General features: G+C 34.0%; 17 protein-coding genes, 1 tRNA gene and 1 rRNA gene. 15 read left to right on the top strand and 4 right to left on the bottom strand.

Going from position 1 to position 25,007, the window contains the following annotated elements; all coding sequences use genetic code 11:
- Positions 1-107: 107 nt before the first annotated feature.
- Positions 108-530 carry a YjdF family protein gene (locus C1I91_RS27275; protein WP_128215745.1) on the top strand — a complete coding sequence of 141 codons (423 nt, stop codon included), beginning with the start codon at positions 108-110 and terminating at the stop codon, positions 528-530.
- Between the two features lie 127 nt (positions 531-657).
- Here the strand turns inward: C1I91_RS27275 and C1I91_RS27270 are convergent, their stop codons facing one another.
- Both C1I91_RS27270 and C1I91_RS27265 read right to left on the bottom strand, forming a co-directional pair.
- A complete protein-coding gene (locus tag C1I91_RS27270) occupies positions 658-1,089 on the bottom strand; it encodes a hypothetical protein (RefSeq protein ID WP_128215744.1) in 432 nt (143 codons plus the stop codon).
- A gap of 127 nt (positions 1,090-1,216) precedes the next feature.
- Positions 1,217-1,945 (bottom strand): NAD-dependent protein deacylase, encoded by a 729-nt coding sequence (locus tag C1I91_RS27265; protein ID WP_420808445.1) that lies wholly within the window; start codon positions 1,943-1,945, stop codon positions 1,217-1,219.
- Between the two features lie 374 nt (positions 1,946-2,319).
- Here C1I91_RS27265 and C1I91_RS27260 point away from each other — a divergent pair, with 374 nt between their 5' ends.
- From C1I91_RS27260 to C1I91_RS27205, 12 genes are all read left to right on the top strand, one after another.
- A complete protein-coding gene (locus C1I91_RS27260) occupies positions 2,320-3,363 on the top strand; it encodes a L,D-transpeptidase (RefSeq protein ID WP_128215743.1) in 1,044 nt (347 codons plus the stop codon).
- Positions 3,364-3,852: 489 nt separating this feature from the next.
- Positions 3,853-6,219 carry a hypothetical protein gene (locus C1I91_RS27255; protein WP_128215742.1) on the top strand — a complete coding sequence of 789 codons (2,367 nt, stop codon included), beginning with the start codon at positions 3,853-3,855 and terminating at the stop codon, positions 6,217-6,219.
- Positions 6,219-7,148, top strand: coding sequence for an ABC transporter ATP-binding protein (locus tag C1I91_RS27250; RefSeq protein WP_128215741.1), 930 nt, complete (start codon positions 6,219-6,221; stop codon positions 7,146-7,148). The genes C1I91_RS27255 and C1I91_RS27250 overlap by 1 nt, the downstream gene beginning before the upstream one ends.
- A 2-nt stretch (positions 7,149-7,150) precedes the next feature.
- Positions 7,151-8,077, top strand: coding sequence for an ABC transporter permease (locus tag C1I91_RS27245; protein WP_128215740.1), 927 nt, complete (start codon positions 7,151-7,153; stop codon positions 8,075-8,077).
- 17 nt (positions 8,078-8,094) lie between these two features.
- Positions 8,095-9,696, top strand: a complete 1,602-nt coding sequence (locus C1I91_RS27240; protein ID WP_128215739.1) for a hypothetical protein — start codon at positions 8,095-8,097, stop codon at positions 9,694-9,696.
- Positions 9,697-9,908: 212 nt separating this feature from the next.
- A complete protein-coding gene (locus tag C1I91_RS27235) occupies positions 9,909-10,892 on the top strand; it encodes an AAA family ATPase (protein WP_128215738.1) in 984 nt (327 codons plus the stop codon).
- Between the two features lie 12 nt (positions 10,893-10,904).
- Complete coding sequence (locus C1I91_RS27230) at positions 10,905-11,777, top strand: DUF58 domain-containing protein (protein ID WP_128215737.1); 873 nt, start codon at positions 10,905-10,907, stop codon at positions 11,775-11,777.
- The gene (locus tag C1I91_RS27225) at positions 11,774-13,573 is read left to right on the top strand and encodes a vWA domain-containing protein (protein ID WP_128215736.1); all 1,800 of its coding nucleotides are present in this window, start codon (positions 11,774-11,776) and stop codon (positions 13,571-13,573) included. The genes C1I91_RS27230 and C1I91_RS27225 overlap by 4 nt, the downstream gene beginning before the upstream one ends.
- Positions 13,574-13,602: 29 nt before the next feature.
- Complete coding sequence (locus C1I91_RS27220) at positions 13,603-16,464, top strand: VWA domain-containing protein (RefSeq protein ID WP_128215735.1); 2,862 nt, start codon at positions 13,603-13,605, stop codon at positions 16,462-16,464.
- A 373-nt stretch (positions 16,465-16,837) separates the two neighbouring features.
- Positions 16,838-16,913 (top strand) — tRNA-Phe (locus C1I91_RS27215).
- A 338-nt stretch (positions 16,914-17,251) separates the two neighbouring features.
- On the top strand, positions 17,252-17,476 hold the full coding sequence (locus C1I91_RS27210; RefSeq protein WP_128215734.1) for a hypothetical protein: 225 nt from the start codon (positions 17,252-17,254) through the stop codon (positions 17,474-17,476).
- A gap of 309 nt (positions 17,477-17,785) precedes the next feature.
- Entirely contained in the window at positions 17,786-19,123 is a 1,338-nt protein-coding gene (locus C1I91_RS27205; RefSeq protein ID WP_128215168.1) for an IS4 family transposase, read from the top strand.
- A gap of 235 nt (positions 19,124-19,358) precedes the next feature.
- On the opposite strand, the gene C1I91_RS27200 is transcribed toward C1I91_RS27205, so the two are convergent.
- A complete protein-coding gene (locus C1I91_RS27200; protein ID WP_128215733.1) occupies positions 19,359-20,036 on the bottom strand; it encodes a uracil-DNA glycosylase in 678 nt (225 codons plus the stop codon).
- Positions 20,037-20,125: 89 nt separating this feature from the next.
- Positions 20,126-21,176 (bottom strand): IS630 family transposase gene (locus C1I91_RS27195; protein WP_128216120.1). Its coding sequence is split into 2 segments (ribosomal slippage): positions 20,126-20,656 and positions 20,658-21,176, totalling 1,050 coding nucleotides; the frame shifts between segments, so codons are not numbered across the junction.
- Positions 21,177-21,735: 559 nt separating this feature from the next.
- Between C1I91_RS27195 and C1I91_RS27190 the strand changes: the two genes are divergently transcribed.
- Both C1I91_RS27190 and C1I91_RS27185 read left to right on the top strand, forming a co-directional pair.
- A complete protein-coding gene (locus tag C1I91_RS27190; protein WP_128215732.1) occupies positions 21,736-22,689 on the top strand; it encodes an L-lactate dehydrogenase in 954 nt (317 codons plus the stop codon).
- Between the two features lie 698 nt (positions 22,690-23,387).
- A 16S ribosomal RNA gene (locus C1I91_RS27185) occupies positions 23,388-24,907 on the top strand.
- The last annotated feature ends 100 nt before the right edge of the window (positions 24,908-25,007 follow it).

The following is a 25,007-nucleotide window of genomic DNA, read 5'->3' as shown; positions in this document are numbered from 1 at the left end:
AGTTTCTGTTGGTAGTCAGAACCTGTACTTCTTTAGTAAGTGCAGCAGTAACCTGCCCTCCTGGGGTTGTCCGTTATCTTTTAATAAATTTACAGGAGGATTTAATTATGGAATCTATAATTAAATTAACAGTTCTTTTTAATGAACCATTTTGGGTTGGTATTTTTGAATATGCAGAAGGTCTTGAACTTAAGGTATGCAAGGTTACCTTTGGCTCAGAGCCTAGAGACCAAGAGGTTCATGAATTTATATTGAAAAATTTCTATAAGTTGAGATTTAGCAATCCGGTTAAACTAGAAGAGAAAGCTATCGTTCTAAAAAAGCAGAATCCTAAGAGGCTTCAAAGAAGCGTTAGAAAAGAAACCGGTGTTAAGGAAATTGGCACAAAGGCTCAGCTAGCAATGAAGCTACAGCATGAAGAGCTAAAGCTTGAACGAAAAATCAAGACCAAGGAACAAAGACTTCAAGAAGAAGAGAGAAAATTCAATATAAGACAGAAGAAAAAACTTGAAAAGCATAGAGGACATTAATAAAGTACTTTATGGTTTCAATGAATTACAAAAGAAGTTTAACCTTATGGTTAGATAAATAAGTATTAGAAATTCTTATGGTGGTAGCTGATTAGAATAATAGCGACCACCATATTTATTATGTCTATTATCTGTTCATTACTTCCTGTGAATTACTGAATATAAGTGAAAAATCAGTTTTCCTCATCCAGCCCTTTGAGTTAAAATTAGTACTCAGGGGTAATGAAACGAAATACCATATTTGATTGTTTACTTCTGCTTCTTCAAGAATACGGACTTGTAGTTTTTCATTTATTTTGTTTATAACAGGTCCTTTTTCTATAGGGGCAAGCATTAGAAAAACTCCTTCTAAGGTTACTCCGTTAGAGGCTGTAGTGTTTAAATATCTAACTGAAATATTACTAAGGCTAGCAGCTTGTGCATTATATTTTTCTCTTAATGCTTTATGCTGATTGGATAGTAATAGATACTGTTGCCTAGAAAAGCTTAGTTTTCTATTAAAATATAAGTACATAACGGCAAGAGCTAATATTAATATTAGAATTATAACTAGTTTCAAAGACTCCACTCCCATAAAAGCAATATTAATAGAGTATATTAATAGAGTCTTTGAAAAATGATGAATTTCACTTATAAGGAGTTTATATATCTAAACTTAATATATAGTTGTTCTAATTGGCACATATTTAAATATCCACTACTGAACTCAATACTTTACCTATAGAGTCATGTATTACTAAGTTGGCTTTGCTGTCAGCAGAGGTTGAACTTTTATTTATAAGTACAAGGTTTTTTCCTCTAAAGTAATTAATGAGACCTGCAGCGGGATAAACCACTAAGGAAGTTCCTCCGATAATCAAGGTGTCTGCAGCTGCTATAGCCTTAACAGCACCATTGATAATAGCTTCGTCTAGACCTTCTTCATACAGAACTACATCTGGTTTAACTGATCCACCACACTTAGTGCAGATTGGAACCTCTTCCGCTTCTAGAATGAATTTTTCATCATAAAAGGCATGACACTTAGTACAATAGTTTCTAAGAACTGATCCATGAAGTTCAAAGACGTTTTTAGAACCTGCAGCTTGGTGCAAACCATCGATATTTTGAGTTACTATGGCTTTAAGCTTTCCCATCTGTTCAAGCTTAGCTAAAGCAAGATGTCCAGCGTTAGGCTTAGCCTCTGGATATATAAGCTTATCTTTGTAGAACTCAAAAAATTCTTTAGGGTATCTAATATAAAATGAATGTGACACTAATTGTTCTGGAGTAAAAGTCATATTAAGCTTTTTATTAAAAAGTCCAGTAGAGCTTCTAAAGTCAGGTATACCAGACTCCGTACTCATTCCTGCTCCACCAAAGAATACGATATTATCGGAGTTATCTATGATTTCTTTTAATTTATCTAAACTCATCAAAATCACCTCAGTAAAATTATACCACAACTGTTGAAGTAATATTATTATATCTGCTATTATAAGCAAGTATCTATTCTACTTAACATATTTTACAGGAGATAAAATTACAATATTGTAGCCTTTCATGTCTAATTATGTGATAAAATATATAGGGTAATAATTATCTGCCATAATTTCATTATATATTATCATAACAGGCAGGAGTATAAAAAAACACTAATGAAATTCAGGTTAACGATTTTAAGTAAATTTAAGAATAGAAACAAGATAATATTAAAATTAATAAAGATGCTGCACTTCGATTAGAAAATATAAATTTTAAAATGAAGTAGTACATCTATACAGTAGAATAGTTTCGGGGGGAATAGTCGTTGCTTTGGAAAAAGGTTATAATAATGGGAACGTTAGCAGCCTGTATAATAACAGGATCACTTTTTTATTACGGTAAAAGTGTACAAGCTAAAAAGAATAAAGATGAGTTCAATACTCTAAAGGAAAAGTACATAAGTGAGCAGATTGATTATAAGACGTTAAATAGTGGAATAAGCGCTTTGGAAAAGTCAGGATATAAAGCTGATGACAGTGAGAAAAAAAGCTTAGAAGCTATAGAAGAACAGAGAAATGAGCTTAAAAAGATAGATGAGAAGTTTGCAGGGAAAAACTATAATGGAGTACTTTCTTCTATCACCAATCTGGAAGATAAAGCGGCTGACAATAGTATAAAGAGTAAAATTAAAGAACTTAAGGTGGCAATAAATGATGCTATATCTGATGATATCAACCAAGACATTAGTGATCAAAAGTTTCAGGATGGTTTAAACATATTAGAGCAAAATAAGCAGTACTTAGATAAAAATTTTTTAGATTCCAACCAAAAACTAATTGAAGATGCTAAGAATAAAAAGCAGCAGGAGGAAGATAAGAGAAAAAAAGCTGAGGAAGACGTGAAAAAGCAGTTAGGTCCAGCTGTAGCAGCTTATCTCGATGGGTATACACCTAACCCTGCAAAGGAAAGTGCTGTAAGTGGTTACTCAAGCAGGTCTAGTTTCCTTGTTTGGGTTGATCTTAGCAATCAGAAGACAAATGTTTTCGTTGGAAGTAAAGGAAATTGGAAGCTTATAAGAGAGCTCGATTGTTCTACTGGGGCACCTGGCAGCGATACTCCAAAGGGTATATATAAGGTATCAGGCCGTGGGGACTGGTTCTATAATGCAAGTATAAAAGAAGGTGCAAAGAACTGGGTACAGTTTTTTGGCAATTATTTATTTCACTCTTTCCCAATGGATAAAAATAAAAACATAACAGATCATACTTTGGGAAAACCAGTATCTCATGGATGTGTTAGATTAAGTTTAGAGAACTCTAAATGGATTTTTAATAATATACCAAACGGTACTACTGTATACATAAATTAGTTTTTTTAACTTAATTGATTACATATTATTTTAGCAAATATTTTTTAGTGCTACTAAAGCATAGGATACTTAATAATTTAATGTAAGCAAAGCACTTTACAGCGCCTATAAGTTGAATATATATAAATCTATTATTGAACTTCATTAAGTTCGATAATAGATTTTTTGTTTTTCTAGGTAATGAATTTGGTATAAGTTATAGGGAACCTATATGAAAACTTAATTTATACTTGTTATAAAATCCCGGCTTCTGGGGATTTTGTGGCATGTATAAATTAATAGTTGAAGTTGGATACCTATATATCGATTAAATATATAAAGCAGGCTTAATAAAAGTTGTGTTAATTAAGCTAGATAGCGTGATGCCTTGATAATATTAAGAAATTTGTAAGAAAGTTGTAATAAAAAAAGCTGAATTACTATGGTATAATTGAGACAAATTTTAACTTGTAATGGCATTATAACTATTTATAAGAAAGTAGGGGGAATATGAGAAAAAATATAGGTAGGTTGTTTATTCTTGTACTTGCGTTGACGTTAGTGATTCAAGGGTTATTGCTAAAGGGAGCAAATGTTAAGGCGGATACTAAGAAAAACATATCAGTAAAAACTACAGTTGGGTTCAATGATAAGTACAAAATAGGCTACTTTACAACCATGAATATGGACATAAAAAATGACTATAAAGATATTCAAGGGACGGTTGAAATAAGGGTTCCAACCTCTCAAAACAAATATAACGTATACACAAAAAACTTAAGTATGCAAAAAGGTTCGGAAAAGGTAATAGCTATAGATGTACCTGTAAAGCAGGCATTTTTAAAATATCAAATAGTAGTAAAAGACGGTAAGGATGAAGTCTTTACTGATGAGGTTAAGGTTGGAAATACTACAAACCAAACAGTGAAGTTTTTAGGGATATTAAGTGACGACTTTGACAGCTTAACTTATTTTAACAAGGTTCCGGCTGCTAAAGGAATTACTTTCTCTACAGAACAAATTAAACTTGATGAAAAGAATTTTCCTGAAAACATACAAGTGCTTCAAGCCTTTGATGTAATATTAATAAATAATTTTGATACGTCCAAGCTTTCAAAGGAAGCTTATGATAACTTAAAAAAGTGGGTTAAATTAGGTGGTACCTTAGTAATCGGTACAGGAACTAATTACAATAAGACCTTAGGAATATTTAAAGATGACTTTATAAAAGGAAAACCTGGACAGTTAACTAATATAAATACAAGTCAAATATATAGTATTGCTACTAATGGAGATAATAAAAATTCAGTATCCTTAGAAGCTCTAGACATAAGTTTGGAAAACGGCGCTCCAAATATACAGGAAGGAAGCTTTAAGCTACTTCAAACAATTAAGATAGGTTCAGGAAGTGTGGGGGTTGCAGCTTTTGATTTCGGGCTTAAGCCTTTTACAGGATGGGCTAACAATAGTGCCTTTGATGAAAAGGTCCTTGATATGGTAAATGAGGATTTTTCTAAGAATTACAGAGATATGGCGTACATGGATCAATATTTCTCAATTGATCAGCTGGTAAGAGATTTAAATAATAGAGATGTTAATATCAATAATTTTGTTATAGCACTACTTATCTATATAGTTTTAGTTGCACCAGTAAGTTATATAATCCTTAAAAAGATGGATAAAAGAGAATTTATGTGGATTACAGTTCCATGTATTTCTTTGGTATTTGGTATCATAATCTACTTTTTAGGAAGCGGATCAAGGCTAGCAGATGTAACTACTAATAACGCAAATATTATTACAGTAGACTATTCTGGAGCGGCTAATAAAAATACTTATTCAGGTATTTTTACTCCTAAAAAGATGATTGTTGAGGCCTCAGGTAAGAATGGAGAAAGATTAGATCCAATAGATAATCCAAATTACGGTGGAGATCAATCAAATGTTCAGTTAAATGAAATAGATACAATCATAAAAGAAGATAAGGGAACTTTAGAATTTAGAAATAAAAGTGTTCTTACACCTAAAGTGTTAAAAATGCCTTCAAGCAATGTAAATATAGGAAAAGTAGAAACTGACATAGTTGTAGATGGTTCAGATATAAAAGGAACTGTAAAAAATAGTACTTCTTATAATTTTGATTACTGTTTTATAATTACTCCACACCAATTCTATAAGGTAGGGCCAGTGAAAAAAGGCGATAGTATAAGCATACCATCCAAAACTGGTACTTATGGTGGAAATATAGATGAGTTAGTTTACAATACCTCACTGATTGGAAGGCCGAACAATGGCAGACAGAGTGCAGAGGATTCTTGTAACACACAATTGCTGAGAGCAGCCTTTTCTGAGAGTCAAAAGTTCTCAGGTAATGTAACTGGTATAACAGTAATAGGCATTTCCAAGGATACAGTATCTAAGCCACTTTTAGTAAATGGAAAAGATACCTTGGTTAAGGACAGAACAGTAATAAAAGCACCAGTAAAAATTAATTTTAAAAATGGAGATAATATTACTTACCCTGCAGGATATGTAGATTCACAGATAGTTGGAAACGTAGATAAATATGATGATTATAACCAGATGTTCTTTGGACCAGCAACTCCAGAAGTGGTTTATATGATTGATAAATCTATGGTAGTAACAGACATAGATCTGAATCTTAGTACTGTTAATGGTAAAGGCAGTTCTAATGTTACTAGAGAAATATATAACTATAAGGAAGATAAGTATGAAACTCTATCCAAGGATAAGCTTAGTGGGGATGACATCGGAAAATATGTTAATAAAAATAATGAAATGAAGCTAAGGTTTAACCTAAACAATTCACAACAGTGTGAAAGACCTGCAATATCAGTGAAGGGAAAGGTGAAATAATGCTAGACATAAAGAATCTTTACAAGACATATGGTAACTTCCAAGCTGTAAGGGGGCTAAATCTAGAGATACCTAAGGGTGAGATCTTTGGATTTGTGGGACCTAATGGAGCAGGTAAAACAACTACAATGAGGATAATATGTGGTCTTTTAGATGCCACCTCCGGTAAGGTATTTGTAGATGGTGTAGATGCCCTTAAGGATACTAGAATACTTAAGAGCAAAATAGGCTATATGCCAGATTTCTTTGGAGTATATGATGATCTTAAGGTTACAGAATACTTGGAATTTTATGCTTCTATATATAATATAAAGGGAGAAAAAAGTAAGAAGGTTTGCATGGATCTATTAGAGTTAGTAGATCTTGTGGATAAAAAGGATTTTTATGTGGATAGTTTATCTAGAGGTATGAAGCAAAGACTTTGTCTTGCTAGAAGCTTAGTTCATAATCCAGATTTACTGATTCTTGATGAACCTGCATCAGGTATGGATCCTAGGGCAAGAATAGAGATGAAGGAAATATTGAGGACATTAAAGGGCATGGGAAAGACCATATTAGTTAGTTCACATATACTTCCTGAGTTAGCTGAACTATGTACATCTATAGGCATAATAGAGAGAGGCCAAGTAGTTGTTAGTGGAACCGTAGAAGAAATAATGAAAAAAATATATCATACTCAAACTATTAGGATAAAGGTTATTGAAAAAGCTGAAGAGGCCCTAAGGATATTAAAAGAATATCCTGACTTGGAAAATATAAATCCTGTTGGCAACAACCTAATAGAAGCCTCCTTTAAAGGGGATGAAAAGTATATGAGCGAACTTTTGGCAAGACTTATAAATAGCAAAATTCCTGTAGTATCTTTTAATCAACTTGATGGAAATCTTGAGGATATTTTTATGAAAGTAACTGCAACTGTGGAGGATTAGTAATGAAGATGAGTATTAATAAAAGCAATCTTAGAATAAATCCAGTGTTACTTAAAGAACTAAGAGTGAAGATGAGAGGTTGGAAAGCCCCTATACTAATAGGTATATATAATCTGGTATTAGTCCTTCTAACAGTGCTTTTCCTAAAAGTACTTATAGGACAGAGATCCATGAATGCTGAAAATATATTTACTACCTATTGTCTTATGGCGGTTGCTCAGTTTGGACTTATCAGTCTAATAGCTCCGGCATTGACAGCAGGTGCTATATCTGGAGAGAGAGAAAAGCAGACTTTAGACATATTACTTTCAACAACTTTGAAGCATAGATCAATCATACTAGGTAAGTTAGCTGCATCCCTAAGTCATATAGTACTTTTAGTTTTAAGCTCTATACCAGTATTTTCAATAATATTTATGTTTGGTGGCATAGGTATGAGCGAGCTTCTTCAGACATTTTTATTCTATATAGTTCTAGCAATAACCTTAGGAAGCATAGGACTTTTCTTTTCAACCTTTATTAAGAAGAGTACTGCAGCAAATGTATTGTCTTATGCTACTATAGTATTTTTATTTATAGGAACAATTATAATTACAGTATTTTATATTCAATTAGTTATACAGCCAAAGTTAGTAAGTACATCCTATAACAAAACCTTTTGGCTTATGTACTTGAATCCGGCAGCATCCTTTGTTTCACTTTTGGTAAACCAATTTGGTGAAAGTGGTCAATCTATTTTTCCAGGACTATATATATCTGGAGGTAGTTCACCTATTTGGATCATTAATATAGTAGTAGACTTGGTGCTCTCAGGTGTGCTTCTTACAGCTTGCGCATATAAATTAAATCCTGTAAGAAAAAAGTTTTCCATAGACAAAAAATATGATGAGCTTCATGTTGATGAAGAAAAGGCAGAAAATCAGAAATAAGTATAGGAGTGAATGCATTGGAAAGTCCATATAAAGAACTTATAGCTAGGTTAAAAAAGGTAAAGGCAAGGATTTTTTTGAGGAATTTCTTCAAGAATATATGCATTGGATTCATTGCATCAACAGTGCTTAGTATTGCTGTAGCTCTAATATCAAGATTTACTCCTATATACGGGGTATACTTTATATGGTTTCCTTGGCTATATACTTTAGGCTTTTTTACGGCTTTAGTTGTAACTATAATATTAGCTCCTAAGCTTTTAGAAGTAAGTAAGATAGTGGATAACTTTGGGTTAGAACAAAGAGTTTCTACTGCTATGGAGTTAATGGAACAGGATAATGTATATAAAAGTATTCAAGCAGAGGATGCTTTGGATAAATTCAATAAACTTGACTATAAAAATCATATAAAGCTTATTCCAGCTAAAAAGCTTGCTCTCATATTATTAGCCGTAGTTATAGTATTATCTTCAACCTTCTTGCTTCCAGACACGCTTAAAGATGAAGCAAACAGGCTTCATGCATTAAATGGAGAGAAAAAGGAAGAAGTAAAGAAGGTAGAGCAAGCTAAAAAAGAGATAAACGAAAATAAGAAGCTTACAGAGCAGCAAAAAAAGGAACTTTTATCTAAGGTCGATGAACTTAAAAAAGATATAGCTTTAGCTAAAACCAACAAAGAAATAGATAAAGCTAAAGAAAAATTAGCGAAAAAACTAGATATAGATAAAAATAAGCAATTAGATAGGGACTTAGAAAAGTTAGCTGAAGGGTTAAAGCAAAATGAAGCTACTAAAAAGTTGTCTGAAGCCATTAAAGAAAATGACCAAAAGAAGCTGGATAGTGAGTTAGATAAACTAAAAAAGGATGCTAAGAGTATGGATAGTAAGCAAAAAGAAGCTTTGAAGAATAGCTTATCAAATACTTCTTCCTCTATGAGTAGTGGAGATATGAAGAGCAGTTTAGATGAACTTTCTGATGCACTATCCTCAGGAGATGAAGCCGCTATAAATAAATCCATTGACTCAGTAAAAGGCTCTTTGAGCAAAGCTAATGGAGAGAAAAATAAGAATCAGGCTTTAGCTTCCCTACAAAAGCAATTAGATCAAGAGCAGCAATTGGCTGAGGCCAATGATCAAAATGATCAGGATCAGGCAAATGGTTCTGGTAACGGTAGTGGACAGGGAGCAGGTCAAGGAAGTGGGCAGGGACAAGGTCAAGGTTCTGGATCGGGTCAGGGAAATGGATCAGGTTCTGGTGGAAGACTCGCAGGCAATGGAACCTCAAATGGTTCGAATACGGTTAGTCCATACTCTAATGGAAGTGGTATAGGAAATAAGCAACCAGGAAGTTCTAAAGAAAAAGAATATGAAAAAGTATTTACACCAAGTAGACTTGGGGGAGAAGGTAAGACTTCATCTCTTAATGGAAAGAGTGGAAACAGCGGAAGTAGCGAAAGTGAAATTACAGACAAGGCTAATGCAACCTTAGGAGAGTTAAAACCTTATGATCAAGTGGTAGGAGAATATAGTAAAGAAGCTATGGACAATATGGAGAACTACCAGATTCCAGATGGAATGACTGAAATAATAAAAGGCTACTTTTCTTCATTGCAGCAGTAGGTGATACATCTAAAGCTATATCACCTCAATCAGAAAGATATTTTTAAATTTGCCTCTGGTTTCTGAGAGGGGAATCTAAAAATATAAATTTTAGTATGAAGTGATACACCTATTACAATGCGCGCTGATATAGGCTTTATAAAATATTAGGTTTATAATTGGGAATTCTAGATATTCGTAAGAAAAGATTTGAAAATCGTGAGGAGAAGAATATGAGTATAAATGAGGAAAGCGTTAGAAGTATAATAACTAGAATTGAAGAGGTGGAAAGTGAGATAGGAAAGGCCATAATAGGTCAAAAGGATATAGTAAGACAAGTACTAATAGCAATATTTACTGGTGGTAATGTACTTCTAGAAGGATCTCCTGGACTTGGAAAGACTCAGCTTGTAAAGACCTTGTCAAAAGTCTTAGATCTACCTTTTTCAAGAATTCAGTTTACACCAGATCTTATGCCTGCAGATGTAGTAGGTACCAATATCATAATAAAAGATGATAAGGGGCAAAGTGCTTTTCAATTTCAAAAGGGTCCTATATTCTCTAATTTAGTTTTGGCAGATGAAATAAATAGAGCAACTCCGAAGACTCAGTCTGCTCTTCTTGAAGCAATGCAAGAGCATACCGTTACAGTTGGAAGTTCAACCTATAATCTCTCTGAGCCTTTCATGGTTCTAGCTACTCAAAATCCAATAGAAAATGAAGGTACTTATCCACTTCCTGAAGCACAGTTAGATAGATTCCTTTTTAAGCTTAATGTACCTTTTCCAAACCTTGAAGAGCTTAAAAGTATAATAGGTGTAACTATAAACAATGAAGCTAAGGAATTAAATAAGGTTATGGATGGGGAAGAAATATTAGAGATAAGGAAGCTCTTAAAGGAAATACCTATTTCTAAAGCTGTTGAAGAATACGCCCTTAAGATTATTCTTGCAACTCACCCTGACTATGAAGCTGCGCCAGAGATATCGAAAAAGTATATAAGATATGGAGCTAGTCCAAGAGCTGCTCAGGCTATAATATCAACCTCTAGAGTAAAAGCTGTTATGGAGGGAAGATTTAATGTATCTTTTGAGGACGTAAAGTATGTAGCTTACCCATCCTTAAGACATCGTTTCTTTATGAATTTTGATGCAGTAGCAGATGGAGTGACAGCAGAAGATATTATTTCACAAATATTAGAAAGCCAATTAGATTAAGGATGTGTTTACATGAGTAATAAGGTATTTGACGGAGAGTTCTTTAAAAACCTTGAAAACATATCTTTAAAGGCTAGAATGACTATAAATAACGGGGCTGCTGGTGGACGAAGGTCAAAAGCAAAAGGAAGTTCCGTTGAGTTTTCTGACTTTAGAGAATACACACCGGGAGATGACTTTAGAAGGATAGATTGGAACGCCTATGGCAGATTTGAAAAGTTATTCTTAAAGTTATTTATGGAAGAGAGAGAAGCTTATATTAATATATTTTTAGATTGTAGTAAGTCAATGATTGCTGGGGATGGCAGCAAAGCTATGATGGCTCAAAGGTTATCGGCAGTATTTACTTATATGGCCTTGAATAACCTTGATAGAGTATGTATAAATACTATGACAAGTAAGGGAATAACGCCTTCATCATCTTTTATGGGGAAAGGTACCTTCCAGCAAGCCTTAAGTTTCATAGAAAATGCAAATTTTAATGGAAGTACTAATCTTTGGGATAGCATAAAAAAGAAACAATTAAAGTCAAGGGCTGTATCCATAGTAATATCTGACTTCTTTACTGAAGGATCTATAGAAGGGTTAATAAAATATCTTGCCTTTAACAAACAGCAGATAGTATTTATCCAAGTACTCACTAAAGACGAGATAAGTCCAGAGATAGATGGACAAGTTAGGCTTGTTGATAGTGAGACTAAGGAAGAAATAAATATAACTATTACGCCTAAGATGATGAAAGCATATGAAGTTAAGCTTAAAGCATTAACTAATGGTATGAAAGAGCAGTTGAAAAGATATGGAGGAAGTTTTGTTCAAGTATCCTCTGAAGAAGAACTTCAAAAGGTTATATTTGAAAAACTAAGCAAGGAGGGAATCATATGAAGCTTTATTCACCAATGTCTTTATGGTTCCTTCTTCTTATACCTCTATTAATTCTTATGTATATATTGAAGCAGAAGTATGAGGAAAAGGAAGTTCCTAGTCTTTTTTTATGGCAGCAAGTTTTGGCAGAAACAGAGGCTTCTACGCCTTTTGAGAAATTTAAAAATAACTTATTGTTCTTTTTACAGCTTTTAATACTTCTATTATGTATTTTTGCTTTGGCTAATCCCTTTGTAAAGCTAGGAAATAAAAACTTTCAAAATGTTATTATTGTCATGGATAACAGCGGAAGTATGAGTGCTTTAGGAGATAAGAATAGTAGATTGGAAGAGGCAGAGAAGAAAGCTGAGGATATGGTCAAATCACTATCTCCTGATAGTAGAATAACTTTAATTTCTTCCGCTAAAAGCAGCAAAGTAGAGGTAAGTAGCTCTACTGATAAGAAGGACGTAATAAGCAAGATAAAGACTATAAAACAGAGTAATAGTGCCGGGGATATAAATGACACTTATTCTCTTGTAAAGTCTATAAGCAATAGTTATGACAGCTATAAGGTTGTTTACTATACAGATTCAGATGTGAATTTAAAAGATCTGAATGGTGAGGTTGTTAGCCTTTCTATACCTAGAGAAAATGTAAGTTTAGATTATATGTCTCAGGCTAAAGATAAGGATTATTTAAATGTGATGGTCAGGGTTACTAATCATGGAAATGACACTACTTCTGAGCTTCTTCTATATGGAGAAGAGAAGCTTTTAGATATAAAAAATGTAGATATAAAAGCTGGGGAAACTAAAACTGTATATTTTGATAAGGTTCAAACTAAGGATAGATTTTTAAAGTGTGAACTGTCACAGAAGGATGGACTTGATACGGATAATGATATTTACTCCATAGTTAAGCAAAAGAATGGTGCAAAAGTGCTTTTGTCTTCCAGTCAAAATGTATTCTTGGAAAAAGCTCTTTCTACAATAAAGGATGTTGAATTGTTCAAGACTAACCCAGGAGAAGCAATAGAAGGAGATTACGATTTATATATATTTGATGGCAAGCTTCCAAGTACATTACCTAAGAAGGGAAATATACTTATTATCAACCCAGATCGTAGTAATGAGTATTTTAATCTTTCTTCTGAAAAAGATGGAGGAAAAGCAGAAATCTTATCTCATGTGGTGACTAAATATATGGATAAGAGTAGTTTTGTGGTTTCTAAGGTTAAAAATATAGAGGTTCCGTCCTGGGGATCAGTTATTATGAAAGCTGGTGGAAGTAATGCTGCCTTTTGTGGGGAAGTTAAAGGTCAAAAAGTCAGTGCATTAGCTTTTGATCTACACAATAGTGATATGCCTTTGACTCCTGAGTTTCCTATATTTATAAATAATCTTATGTCTTACTTATTAGATAGAGATACAGTATCAGGAACTCAGTATTACACTGGAGATAATATAGAGATAGTACCTCAACCTGAAGCTGAGAAGATATGGATAAGTACACCGGATAATGAAAAGGTTGAGCTTGGTACTAAGTATCCTTTAAAGCCTTTTGATGGGGCAGACAAACCTGGCATTTACGAAGTCCACCAGAAGATAGGCAAGAACGAACAAACTAAGTTAATTGCAGTGAATTTCCCAACCTCAGAAAGTGATACTTTTAAGAAAATTGCTTCAAAGAGCGTTGGAAAAAGTAGTAGTGAAATTTCTAAAAGTGGAATGAGCTTGTCAAACGTTTTACTAGCTTTAGCTGTAATTATTTTATTGATAGAATGGTACGCTTATGTGAGAATTCATGGTAAATAATATAGCTACAGAGAGTGAGGAGGTTGATCATGGGGTTTAATTTTGTAAGGCCATATCTTCTAGTTTTTATTCCAGTGTTGATAGGGATAATATTATTCTTATCCAGATATGCTGTAAGACTAAATAAGTCAAAGAAGAAAAGGGCGGTAATATTAAGGTGCATTGTTGTAGTGTTGATATTGCTCTCCATGAGTGGCACAAGTTTTTATTGGAAGCTTAATACTAACACTACTATATTCTTGATTGATAACTCGGATTCGGTAGCTTCGAATAGAAGTGATTTTGAAGCCTTTGTAAAAGATGCAATAAAAGAAAAGAGTGGAAGAGACCAGGTTGGGGTGCTTTCCTTTGGTGGAAATACACAAGTTGAGAACTTTATATCCAAGGATTCAACCTTCTCTAAGATTGACGGAAAAGTTGATAGCAACTACACAAATATAGAAGGAGCAGTAACCTCTGCAATCTCTCTTTTTCCTGATAACTCTAATAAGAGAATAGTGCTTCTTTCTGATGGAGATGAAAATGAGGGTAACCTAAGCAAGATAATGCCTTCCTTAAAGCAGCAAGGCATAGACTTTCAATACTATAAGAAACAACAGGATACTTCAGAGGAGGTAGCTGTGCAAAGTATCTCTGTTCCAGAAAAGTTAGTATTAGATGAAGAATTTAATGTCAATGTTAATATACAGAGCACTGCAGATACTGATGCAAAGCTATCTCTTTTCAATGGTAGAGAAAAGGTTGGAGAGCAAAAGGTTCACCTTACAAAGGGCACCAATAAGTATGTATTTAAGGATAAAGCTACTAGTGGAGGATTTAAAGGCTATAAAGTAACCGTTGAAGCAGACAAGGATAAGGAATTAAAAAATAATGAAGCATCTGCTTTTACTATGGTTACTTCAAAGCCTAAGATTCTTATCATAGAGGGTGGAGAGAATGAGGGTAGTGAGCTTACAAAAATGCTGCAGGCCTCATCCTTAGACTATACTGTGGTTAGCGCTAAGGGAGCACCTAGAAGTCTTCAAGAAATGACTACATATAAAAGTATAATTACTTGTAATGTATCAGCAGATGACTTAAATGAAGGGTTTATGAACTCCTTAGATAGCTATGTAAAAGATTTTGGTGGAGGATTTATTGCAACAGGCGGGGATAATTCTTTTGCTTTAGGTGGTTACTCAAAAACCTCTTTAGAAAAGGTGCTTCCAGTATATATGGATATGAGGGGGAAGAAGGAAATCCCTAAGATGTCCATTATGCTTATAATAGATAAGTCTGGAAGTATGACTGAAGGTGTGGCAGGAGTAAGCAAGATAGATATGGCAAAGGAAGCTGCCATAAGAAGTTTGGATTCTTTGAGAACGGGAAAAGATGAGATAGGTGTTTTAGCCTTTGATGATCAATACAGTTGGGCGGTTAAACGAAGCATTATAAGTGATCCAAAGAAAACCGAAGACGATATTGGCAGCATAAGAGCTGGTGGTGGAACTAGTATAATTCCAGCACTTGAGGCAGGATATAATTCATTAAAGGCAAGTGATGCTAAAATAAAGCATATTATACTGCTTACAGATGGGCAAGCCGAGAACAGTGGATATGATAGTTTATTAGGTAGTATAAAAAAAGATAACATAACAGTTTCTACAGTAGCGGTAGGTAAGGATGCAGATAAGAACTTACTTAAGTCAATAGCAGATACTTGTGGTGGAAGAGCTTATGTTACTGATGAGTATACCAATATACCTAGAATATTCTCTAAAGAGACCTTCATGGCTGCCAGGATGTATCTAAATAATAGAGAGTTTACGCCTAAGGTAAATACAGATCATAGCATAATTAGTGGTATAGATGACGGTGGACTTCCATTCCTACTAGGTTATGTGGGGGCGTCTCAAAAAGAAACAGCAAGAATGATACTAAAAAGTGATGAGGATGATCCTATACTTACAGCTTGGCAATATGGGCTTGGAAAAGCAGTTGCTTGGAATTCAGATATTTCTGGTAAGTGGAGCGCTAACTATATAGGATGGCCTAAAGACATAAAACTATGGCAAAATATAATCAATTTCACTATTGAAAACTACAATAATGAAGATTTGTCCATGGAAGTAACTAATGATGGAAATAGTACAAAGGTCGTACTTAAGGATAAGAAGAATCAAGGAGAGGTTGATTCAACTGCAACTATAGTCAGTCCTGATGGAGAAAGTAAGGATGTAAAGTTATATCCTACAGCACCAGGAGAGTATACAGGCAATTTTCAAACAAAAGAGGATGGCGTGTATATGATAAGTGGTAAGCAGAGCAAAAATGGAGAAACTATAAGCTCTGTAAACTCTGGATATGCAAGGCAGTATTCTCCTGAATATAAAATAAAAGAGAGTACAGACAAGATAGATAAACTCATATCTGAAAATGGAGGGAAATTTATAAAGTCTCCAAAGGACGTATTTGCTAATGATATCTTAAGAAAGAAGGGCCAACGAGATTTAAGTGCTCTTTTATTGGCACTAGCATTGATAATACTAATGCTGGATATAGCATTTAGACGTCTAAATTTGAAGTTTAGTAAGATTAAGCTTTTAAAGGAAACATTATTTAAATCTTTAGAGCAATACAAGGTATCAAATGAGAAGAAAAAAGAATCGAAAATTAAAGGTAAGAAAGATAAATTGCAGAGCAAAAGTAATGCAGAGAATATGATGAATACAGAGGAAATTAAGAAAGATAATATCAAGGGAAATTACAAAAACGAGTTTGGTAGTTTTGAGAATTCAGCTAATAAACAAGATAACAAAGAAATAAAGATTCAAAAACAGGAAGTAAAGGAGGAAGGTTCAAATATGTTGGACACTTCAGAACTTCTTAAGAAAAAGAAATTTAAAAAGTAGGAATCGTTAAAGCTGATTAATTTAAATTAAGTGTTTAATTATGGTTCCTTTGATGGACTTACTAAAAGAATAATATGTTAAGAAACTGTCATATGAAAAATTGTATGACAGTTTTATACTTTGTAGACAGCTTAAAACTTTTGTTAGCTAAACCTAGCAGTATCAAGAGGTTAGCATTTAAGGAAAACTAGGCGATAAGCCGGTAGTAATTATATTTAAAAAAATTATACAGCATATAAAGTGGTAGATAAGTATACATATAATACTTAAGTGTTGATAGAATTTAAATAACAAAAAAGAAAGTTTTATAAGGATATTGTTATTATGTTGACAATCAATGGCGAAATGTGTATAATTCTTAAATGTAAGCTATGGCTCGATAGCTCAGTCGGTAGAGCAGAGGACTGAAAATCCTCGTGTCGCTGGTTCGATTCCTGCTCGAGCCACCAAAAATCCTAATAACGTATGTTATTAGGATTTTTTTGTTAGGTAAATTATACTTTTTATTAGCTAAACCTAGCAATATCAACGCTTTAGAGTAGTTATTTAAGGTAAACGGTAAAAATAAAATTATGCCTCCTGCCAGTATTTCTCTAATATGCATTAGGAAAGATAGCGATGTAAAAAGTTCAATGAAAAGTGTTTATTAAGCGAAGTTTTTACTTTTCTATAAAATCTTAATAATACCTTAAGCTTTCCGAAAGAAATTCTTAATAAATCACCTTTATAATTATAATTAAGAGATAAGGCTTTTACCTATATCATAATTTATGAAGGAGTTGTTGTTATGTTTGAAAAGATTAGCTTAAGTGACAAGGAGAATGAGATACTTGCTAAAGGAATAGCTGCTGGAGTAGGACTTGGAATAGTAGTTGGTTTACTTTTAAATTACGTTATTCTAGGATTTGCAGCTGGAGGAGTAGTTGGAATACTTTGTTCATTAACATATTCGTTTTATATGAGAATAAAGAGCAGGAATTCAGTTACAATAAAGAACGGTTATAGAAAATAATCATAACAACATTAGGTAAAGGCAAAAGTGTACGTATATAAATTCAATGATAATATAACCTGCTAAGTTTTTCTAACTAAGAATAAGAAAAGGCGGTGCACAAAAAAATCACTAAAGCAATTGCTCAATGTCATTAAGTTAAGGAAAGGCTTGCATCACAAATATGTGCTGTGGGTCTTTTTTATTTTTTTTAATTATCACTTGACAGCATTTCAAAAATATGTGGCCGCTTTCACTACCAATTGTTTTAAAGGTAGTGAAAGCGGCCCTTGTAATTAGAGAGAAATTTCAATTACGAGGAGAATACATATGAATACTAAGTCACAAGAATTGAGATCCACTTTATTTGAACTTATTCAAGAGCTTCGCGATAATCCTAAAGAGAATATTAGGAATCCCGACAAGGATTTCCTTAGAAATCGAAAACTTCCCTTTGATAAAATAATTTTTTCTTTGCTAGGAATGGAAGGAAATACTTTAAGTAATGAGCTTTTAAATCAATGGGGATGCTCTATTGACACAGCTACATCGGCGGCCTTTGTTCAACAAAGGGCAAAGATCTTGACTACGGCATTTGAAAAATTATTTCATAACTTCGTTAACAAAACAACAACTGATTATCTATTTAAAGGCTATCGCCTTTTGGCTGTCGATGGATCTGACATACATATTCCAACAAATAAAAACGATTTGGATTCCTTATATGAATTTAAAGACTCTAGGAAACCGTACAACCTTTTGCATTTAAATGCATTATACGATCTTAATCAACATACCTACGAGGACGTAATTGTGCTGAGAAGAAAGCTTTCCAATGAATGTAAGGCATTAACAGACATGGTAGACAGATCTACTATTAAAACTCCAGCAATTATCCTTGCGGATCGAGGGTATGAATCTTATAACAATATGGCACACATTCAACAAAAAGGATGGAAATTCCTAATAAGAATAAAAGATTTTCATGGTCATGCATCAGGTATTTTACATGGATTTGAACTTCCATCTGCTGATGAATTTGATGTTGATATTGATTTAAACCTTACTAGAAAACAAACTAATAAAGTGAAAGAATTGCTTAAGGATAAAAACCATTATAGACTAATTGGGAAAAATAAGACATTTGACTATCTCCCAGAGACAAATAGAAAAAGTGATCCTACAGTAATGTACAAACTACCGTTTCGGATTGTACGATTTAAAATTACTGATGATACTTATGAGGTTGTTGTTACAAACCTAGATAGAACGAAATTTTCACCTCAAACACTAAAAGAACTCTATTTCAAGCGTTGGGGAATTGAAACATCATTCCGTGATTTGAAATATACTATTGGATTGCTACATTTTCATTCAAAAAAGGTGGAGTACATACTTCAGGAAATATATGCAAGGCTAATTATGTACAACTTTTCTGAAATAATTACACAACACGTAATCATAAAGAAAAGGAACAGGAAATACGACTACAAAGTCAACTTTTCTGTTGCAGCGCATATATGCCGACAGTTTTTCCTTGGTAAAGTTACTCCACCTAATATAGAAGCTTTGATTGCTAGGCACATAACACCGATTCGACCTGGTCGTTCGCGACCTAGAAATATGTCTGAAAAAACATCCGTAAGCTTCATGTATAGAGTAGCATAATAATGATTAATTTAATAGTTTTTTTTAGCGGGATATATGCCTGCTTTATTTGCATGCAATTTTTAAAATTATTTTCTTCATTTCGGTTGAACATTTACAGCTAACTCTGAAAAAAGAAGCTATCACTTTATGTAATAGCTTCTTGAATTCTCTTAACTTAATGCCATTGAGCAATTGCTTTAGTGATTTTTTACTATATAAAGAATTATAAAGTTTTTTCTAGCTAAGCCTATAATTATATATTTTCTATTTGCCAATCAATAGGAGCTTTACCTATAGAGTTAAGAAAGTTATTTGTCTTTGAGAAAGGTTTACTGCCAAAGAAACCTCTCGAAGCAGATAATGGGCTTGGATGAACTGATTTAATTATGTAATGCCAATGGTTTGTTATAAGCTTTTCTTTTGATATAGCATTGTTTCCCCAAAGGATGAATACCACAGGATCTTTCCTATCGTTTAGTAATGATATTATTTTATCGGTAAATACTTCCCATCCTATGCTTTTATGTGAATTTGCCTGACTAGCTACAACTGTTAAAGAAGTATTAAGAAGTAGCACACCTTGGTCTGCCCATTTTTTTAAATATCCGTTGTTTGGAATATAGCAACCCAAGTCATCTTGTAGTTCTTTATACATATTTAGTAGAGAAGGAGGTATCTTAACTCCTGGTTTTACAGAAAAACTCAAACCGTGAGCTTGATTTGGACCATGGTACGGGTCTTGACCAAGTATTACAACTTTTACATCTTTATAAGCTGTATAGTGTAAAGCGTTGAATATATCGTACTGATCAGGAAATATTGTCTTATTTCTATATTCTGTTATCAGAAATTTACGTAGCTTTATATAGTAATCTTTTTCGAATTCATCCTTAAGTAAGTCATTCCAGTCATTATTAAAGTTTGCTGACATTTTACCACCTCTTTATATAAATTGCTATTCTTATGTGAACAATCTTTGGATTATGATTTTTATATAATATATAAGTTCTAATAAGGTTTCTACATTCTAACGCATAGCCTGTCTATTGTTGCTGTAGGAACCTTATTTATTGTTCTAATGAAATTTTGTATTGAATCCTTAACACGATTCACACTCTTAAAGAACACATTATTCACTACAGATGATTTTAACCATCCCCATAACCCCTCAATTAGATTTAGTTCTGGACTATATGGTGGTAAAAACATTAATTCAAGTCTATCCTTCATTTCTTCCAAAAACGGTTGTATCAACTTAGCATGATGAATCCTAGCATTGTCAAGAACAATCACTATTTTACCCTTCGGGTATTGCGAAAGCACCTTCTTTAAAAACTCAAGAAATACTACAGCATCATATTTATCATGTTCTTCACAATAGACATGACCGGTTTCATAATCTAATATTCCTATTAATTTTACGCCTGCATTCTTTCCATAAGTAGGTATCTTTCGTTGTTGACCTTTTACAAACCATGTCTTTTGAATAGCCTGATAATCTCTTATCATTGATTCATCTTGAAATAATATAGTATCAACTAAGCCATCAAGGTGTTTTTTTTAGAGTTTCAAAATCCCTTTTAAAAACTTCTTGTTTTTCCTTATCAGCCTTTTTCAGTACGTATGTTGGTCTTGTATAACTCAAATTTAGCCTATGAAGTATAACTGCCATGTCGCTATGTTTTATAATAATTTTAAAGTTAAGCATAACCCATTGACATATTAACTTAATTGTCCAGTTTTTTATTGCTTCAAAGCCTACTTCGTCAGGCGTGTTATTTGTTATTACATAAATAAGTTCTTGTTCTTGCTCAGGGCTTAATTTTCTAGGGGCACCAGATGGTTTCTTCATAGCAAGACCTTCTAACCCATTGACTTTATACTTTTTAATATAGCTACCAACAGCATGCTCTTCTAACCCTTCCATTTCTGCAATTACTTTATTCTGAAAGCCTTGAAAATGCTTTAAAACTACAGAGTATCGTTTATACATTCTTATATTTTTAGTTTTTTTCATTGCCGCTTGTAATTCCAATATTGCTTTATTATTATATTCAACTGTATTCTTCATCACATTATTCATTTGAATCACCTCACAAAATAAATATATATTTATTTTGTGTATTCTTAGCAAATAGTATAAACGGAAATTAAATGGTAATGAATTTTATTAAATAGAACTTATATATAATATTTTATTATAATATCTATACTATAGATATACCACTTCAAAGTAAAATATATAAATTAAGAAAAATATAAGTAATAGTTAAAATAAATTCGTATACTTTTTTGCTCATAGAATTGGAATATCTGTTGTGCTGAATAGGCAGACTACTTCAACCCTTAGACTCAAAATAAGGCTTTCCATGAACCTACGAAGCTTTATTTTGGCAGATTTCGTTGTGAAGTAGTATGCCTATATATCAATTTTTTATAAATTAAATAAAAATAATAAATTATAGCTAAACTAACAACTGTATTTATAATAAATGAAAAAAATATCATATTTGTTGGTACCAATATGATATTATATTAATTTTCATTAAAAATTAATAGTTGAAGTACATTTTATAATAAATATATAATTTAAGTGATATATATATAATTTCGTTAAGGGGGCAATTGAAATGGCAATTAAACCAAGGAAAGTGGCTATTGTCGGAACAGGACTTGTAGGTTCAAGTTGTGCATTTAGTTTAGTAAACCAGGGAGTATGCGAAGAAGTACTAATGATTGACTTAAATGAAGAAAAAGCATTAGGCGAAGCAATGGATTTGACTCATGCAGTTGAATACCTCCCAAAAAGAACTAAGATTTATCAAGGTGGATACGATCAATGTGGGGATGCAGATGTGGTAATAATAACAGCAGGTGCACCACCTAAGATAGGTCAAAGCAGAATAGATACATTAGATATCAGTGCTAAAATATGTAATAGTATTGTTCAACCAATAATGAAATCTGGATTTGATGGCTTTTTTATAATAGTTTCTAATCCTGTAGACGTAATAACCTATCATGTTTGGAAAATATCAGGTCTTCCAAGAAATAAGGTTATGGGAACAGGAACATCAGTAGATAGTGCTAGATTGAAGACTCTTATATCAGAATACTTAGATGTGGATCCAAGATCAGTACAAGGATATGCTATGGGAGAGCATGGAGATGCTCAGATGATACCATGGTCACATGTTTACGTTGGAGGAAAACCATTCTTAAAAATAATGGAACAAAATCCTGATACCTATGGAAAGTTGAATTTAGATGAAATTGAATATAGGGTTTCTCAAGAAGGTTGGGCTGTTTTCAATAGAAAAGGTGGAAGTACCTATTATGGTATATCATCTGCAGCAGTAGGAATCATAAAATCAATATTGTTTGATGAACACAGTATTATTCCAGTATCTGCTATATTAGATGGAGAGTACGGTGAGTACAACGTAGCATCAGGAGTACCAGCAATAATAAATGCTGAAGGTGTAAAAGATATATTAGAGATAGAAATGACAGAAAAAGAAAAAGAAAAGTTCAAGAAGGCAAATGAGTCTTTAAGAGGTTATATAGCAAGATTAGGACATTAAAACAGTAAGGGATTTTGCTAGAAGCATAAAATCATGAAAAAATAGAAGTCGTGTATAAATAAGGTAGTTTAGGTTCCTTATTATGCATGACTTTTATTTTTTTGCTTTGTTAAAGTGCTGTGTTGAAAATAAATAGACAGTTAACTGGTGCTTTAATGGGCTATCTCGTATAGCATCTCCTTAATGATTGCTTAATTTCAATAATACTTTTAAACGTAGCCTGTTCCTTAAAATATATAAAATAGCGTTTGAATTCGACAAAAAAGTGGCTTAACTATATTTTGTGTCTTCATTAATGATAATATTTAAAGCAAACATTACCAGGTGTATCAGTATGAGGAAGTTTAAGTTAAATCAAGAAAAATGCAATATATAGCATGATAAAGTTGCTTTATAAAATAATTAGTATATTTACGATTAATGAGGGCATGATATTATAAAACACGTCGCTGAAACAAACGACAAAAACACAAAACACAAAAATTAGAACTGATTATAAGAAATTAAAAAAGTTTAAAAAAAAGTGTTGACAAAAACATCTTAGAAATGTTAAGATGTAAAAGTCGCTGATGAGCGACAACAGCAAACTTGGTCTTTGAAAATTAAACAGAGTAAAATAAACAAAGTCTAAAACTAGACTTAAACCAGCAATTCTTTTGAAAAAAGACTTACTAAGTAAGTAAGCTATGATTAAACTTTAAATTGAGAGTTTGATCCTGGCTCAGGACGAACGCTGGCGGCGTGCCTAACACATGCAAGTCGAGCGGAGAAAGTTCTTCGGAGCTTTCTTAGCGGCGGACGGGTGAGTAACACGTGGGTAACCTGCCTTATAGAGGGGGATAGCCTTCCGAAAGGAAGATTAATACCGCATAATATTTTCGTTTCGCATGAAATGAAAATCAAAGGAGCAATCCGCTATAAGATGGACCCGCGGCGCATTAGCTAGTTGGTGAGGTAATGGCTCACCAAGGCGACGATGCGTAGCCGACCTGAGAGGGTGATCGGCCACATTGGAACTGAGATACGGTCCAGACTCCTACGGGAGGCAGCAGTGGGGAATATTGCACAATGGGGGAAACCCTGATGCAGCAACGCCGCGTGAGTGATGAAGGCCTTCGGGTTGTAAAGCTCTGTCTTTGGGGACGATAATGACGGTACCCAAGGAGGAAGCCACGGCTAACTACGTGCCAGCAGCCGCGGTAATACGTAGGTGGCAAGCGTTGTCCGGATTTACTGGGCGTAAAGGGAGCGTAGGTGGATGTTTAAGTGGGATGTGAAATACCTGGGCTTAACTTGGGTGCTGCATTCCAAACTGGATATCTAGAGTGCAGGAGAGGAAAGTGGAATTCCTAGTGTAGCGGTGAAATGCGTAGAGATTAGGAAGAACACCAGTGGCGAAGGCGACTTTCTGGACTGTAACTGACACTGAGGCTCGAAAGCGTGGGGAGCAAACAGGATTAGATACCCTGGTAGTCCACGCCGTAAACGATGGATACTAGGTGTGGGGGTTTCAACACCTCCGTGCCGCCGTTAACACAATAAGTATCCCGCCTGGGGAGTACGGTCGCAAGATTAAAACTCAAAGGAATTGACGGGGGCCCGCACAAGCAGCGGAGCATGTGGTTTAATTCGAAGCAACGCGAAGAACCTTACCTAGACTTGACATCTCCTGAATTACCCTTAACCGGGGAAGTCGGTACCTTTGGTATCGACAGGAAGACAGGTGGTGCATGGTTGTCGTCAGCTCGTGTCGTGAGATGTTGGGTTAAGTCCCGCAACGAGCGCAACCCTTATTGTTAGTTGCTACCATTTAGTTGAGCACTCTAGCGAGACTGCCCGGGTTAACCGGGAGGAAGGTGGGGATGACGTCAAATCATCATGCCCCTTATGTCTAGGGCTACACACGTGCTACAATGGCAAGTACAAAGAGACGCAAGACCGTGAGGTGGAGCAAACCTCAAAAACTTGTCCCAGTTCGGATTGTAGGCTGAAACTCGCCTACATGAAGCCGGAGTTGCTAGTAATCGCGAATCAGCATGTCGCGGTGAATACGTTCCCGGGCCTTGTACACACCGCCCGTCACACCATGAGAGTTGGCAATACCCGAAGTCTGTGAGCTAACCCGTAAGGGAGGCAGCAGCCGAAGGTAGGGTCAGCGATTGGGGTGAAGTCGTAACAAGGTAGCCGTAGGAGAACCTGCGGCTGGATCACCTCCTTTCTATGGAGAAATTATTAAGCACTGATGCATTTCAGGCTTAATATACACGAATTCTGGTTGTTATTTACTCTGTTTAATTTTGAGATACCAAGTATCTCAG

The organism is Clostridium manihotivorum (assembly GCF_004015185.1).
Lineage (GTDB): Bacteria > Bacillota > Clostridia > Clostridiales > Clostridiaceae > Clostridium_AR > Clostridium_AR manihotivorum.
The sequence above is the reverse complement of the archived record's forward strand: the minus strand, read 5'-3'. Positions and strand labels throughout refer to the sequence as shown.

Coding starts and splice junctions, on each gene's coding strand:
- C1I91_RS27205 (WP_128215168.1), top strand. CDS start 17,786: ATGAATACTAAGTCACAAGAATTGAGATCCACTTTATTTGAACTTATT.
- C1I91_RS27235 (WP_128215738.1), top strand. CDS start 9,909: ATGAGTATAAATGAGGAAAGCGTTAGAAGTATAATAACTAGAATTGAA.
- C1I91_RS27210 (WP_128215734.1), top strand. CDS start 17,252: ATGTTTGAAAAGATTAGCTTAAGTGACAAGGAGAATGAGATACTTGCT.
- C1I91_RS27265 (WP_420808445.1), bottom strand. CDS start 1,945: ATGAGTTTAGATAAATTAAAAGAAATCATAGATAACTCCGATAATATC.
- C1I91_RS27275 (WP_128215745.1), top strand. CDS start 108: ATGGAATCTATAATTAAATTAACAGTTCTTTTTAATGAACCATTTTGG.
- C1I91_RS27250 (WP_128215741.1), top strand. CDS start 6,219: ATGCTAGACATAAAGAATCTTTACAAGACATATGGTAACTTCCAAGCT.
- C1I91_RS27255 (WP_128215742.1), top strand. CDS start 3,853: ATGAGAAAAAATATAGGTAGGTTGTTTATTCTTGTACTTGCGTTGACG.
- C1I91_RS27225 (WP_128215736.1), top strand. CDS start 11,774: ATGAAGCTTTATTCACCAATGTCTTTATGGTTCCTTCTTCTTATACCT.
- C1I91_RS27200 (WP_128215733.1), bottom strand. CDS start 20,036: ATGTCAGCAAACTTTAATAATGACTGGAATGACTTACTTAAGGATGAA.
- C1I91_RS27220 (WP_128215735.1), top strand. CDS start 13,603: ATGGGGTTTAATTTTGTAAGGCCATATCTTCTAGTTTTTATTCCAGTG.
- C1I91_RS27245 (WP_128215740.1), top strand. CDS start 7,151: ATGAAGATGAGTATTAATAAAAGCAATCTTAGAATAAATCCAGTGTTA.
- C1I91_RS27190 (WP_128215732.1), top strand. CDS start 21,736: ATGGCAATTAAACCAAGGAAAGTGGCTATTGTCGGAACAGGACTTGTA.
- C1I91_RS27230 (WP_128215737.1), top strand. CDS start 10,905: ATGAGTAATAAGGTATTTGACGGAGAGTTCTTTAAAAACCTTGAAAAC.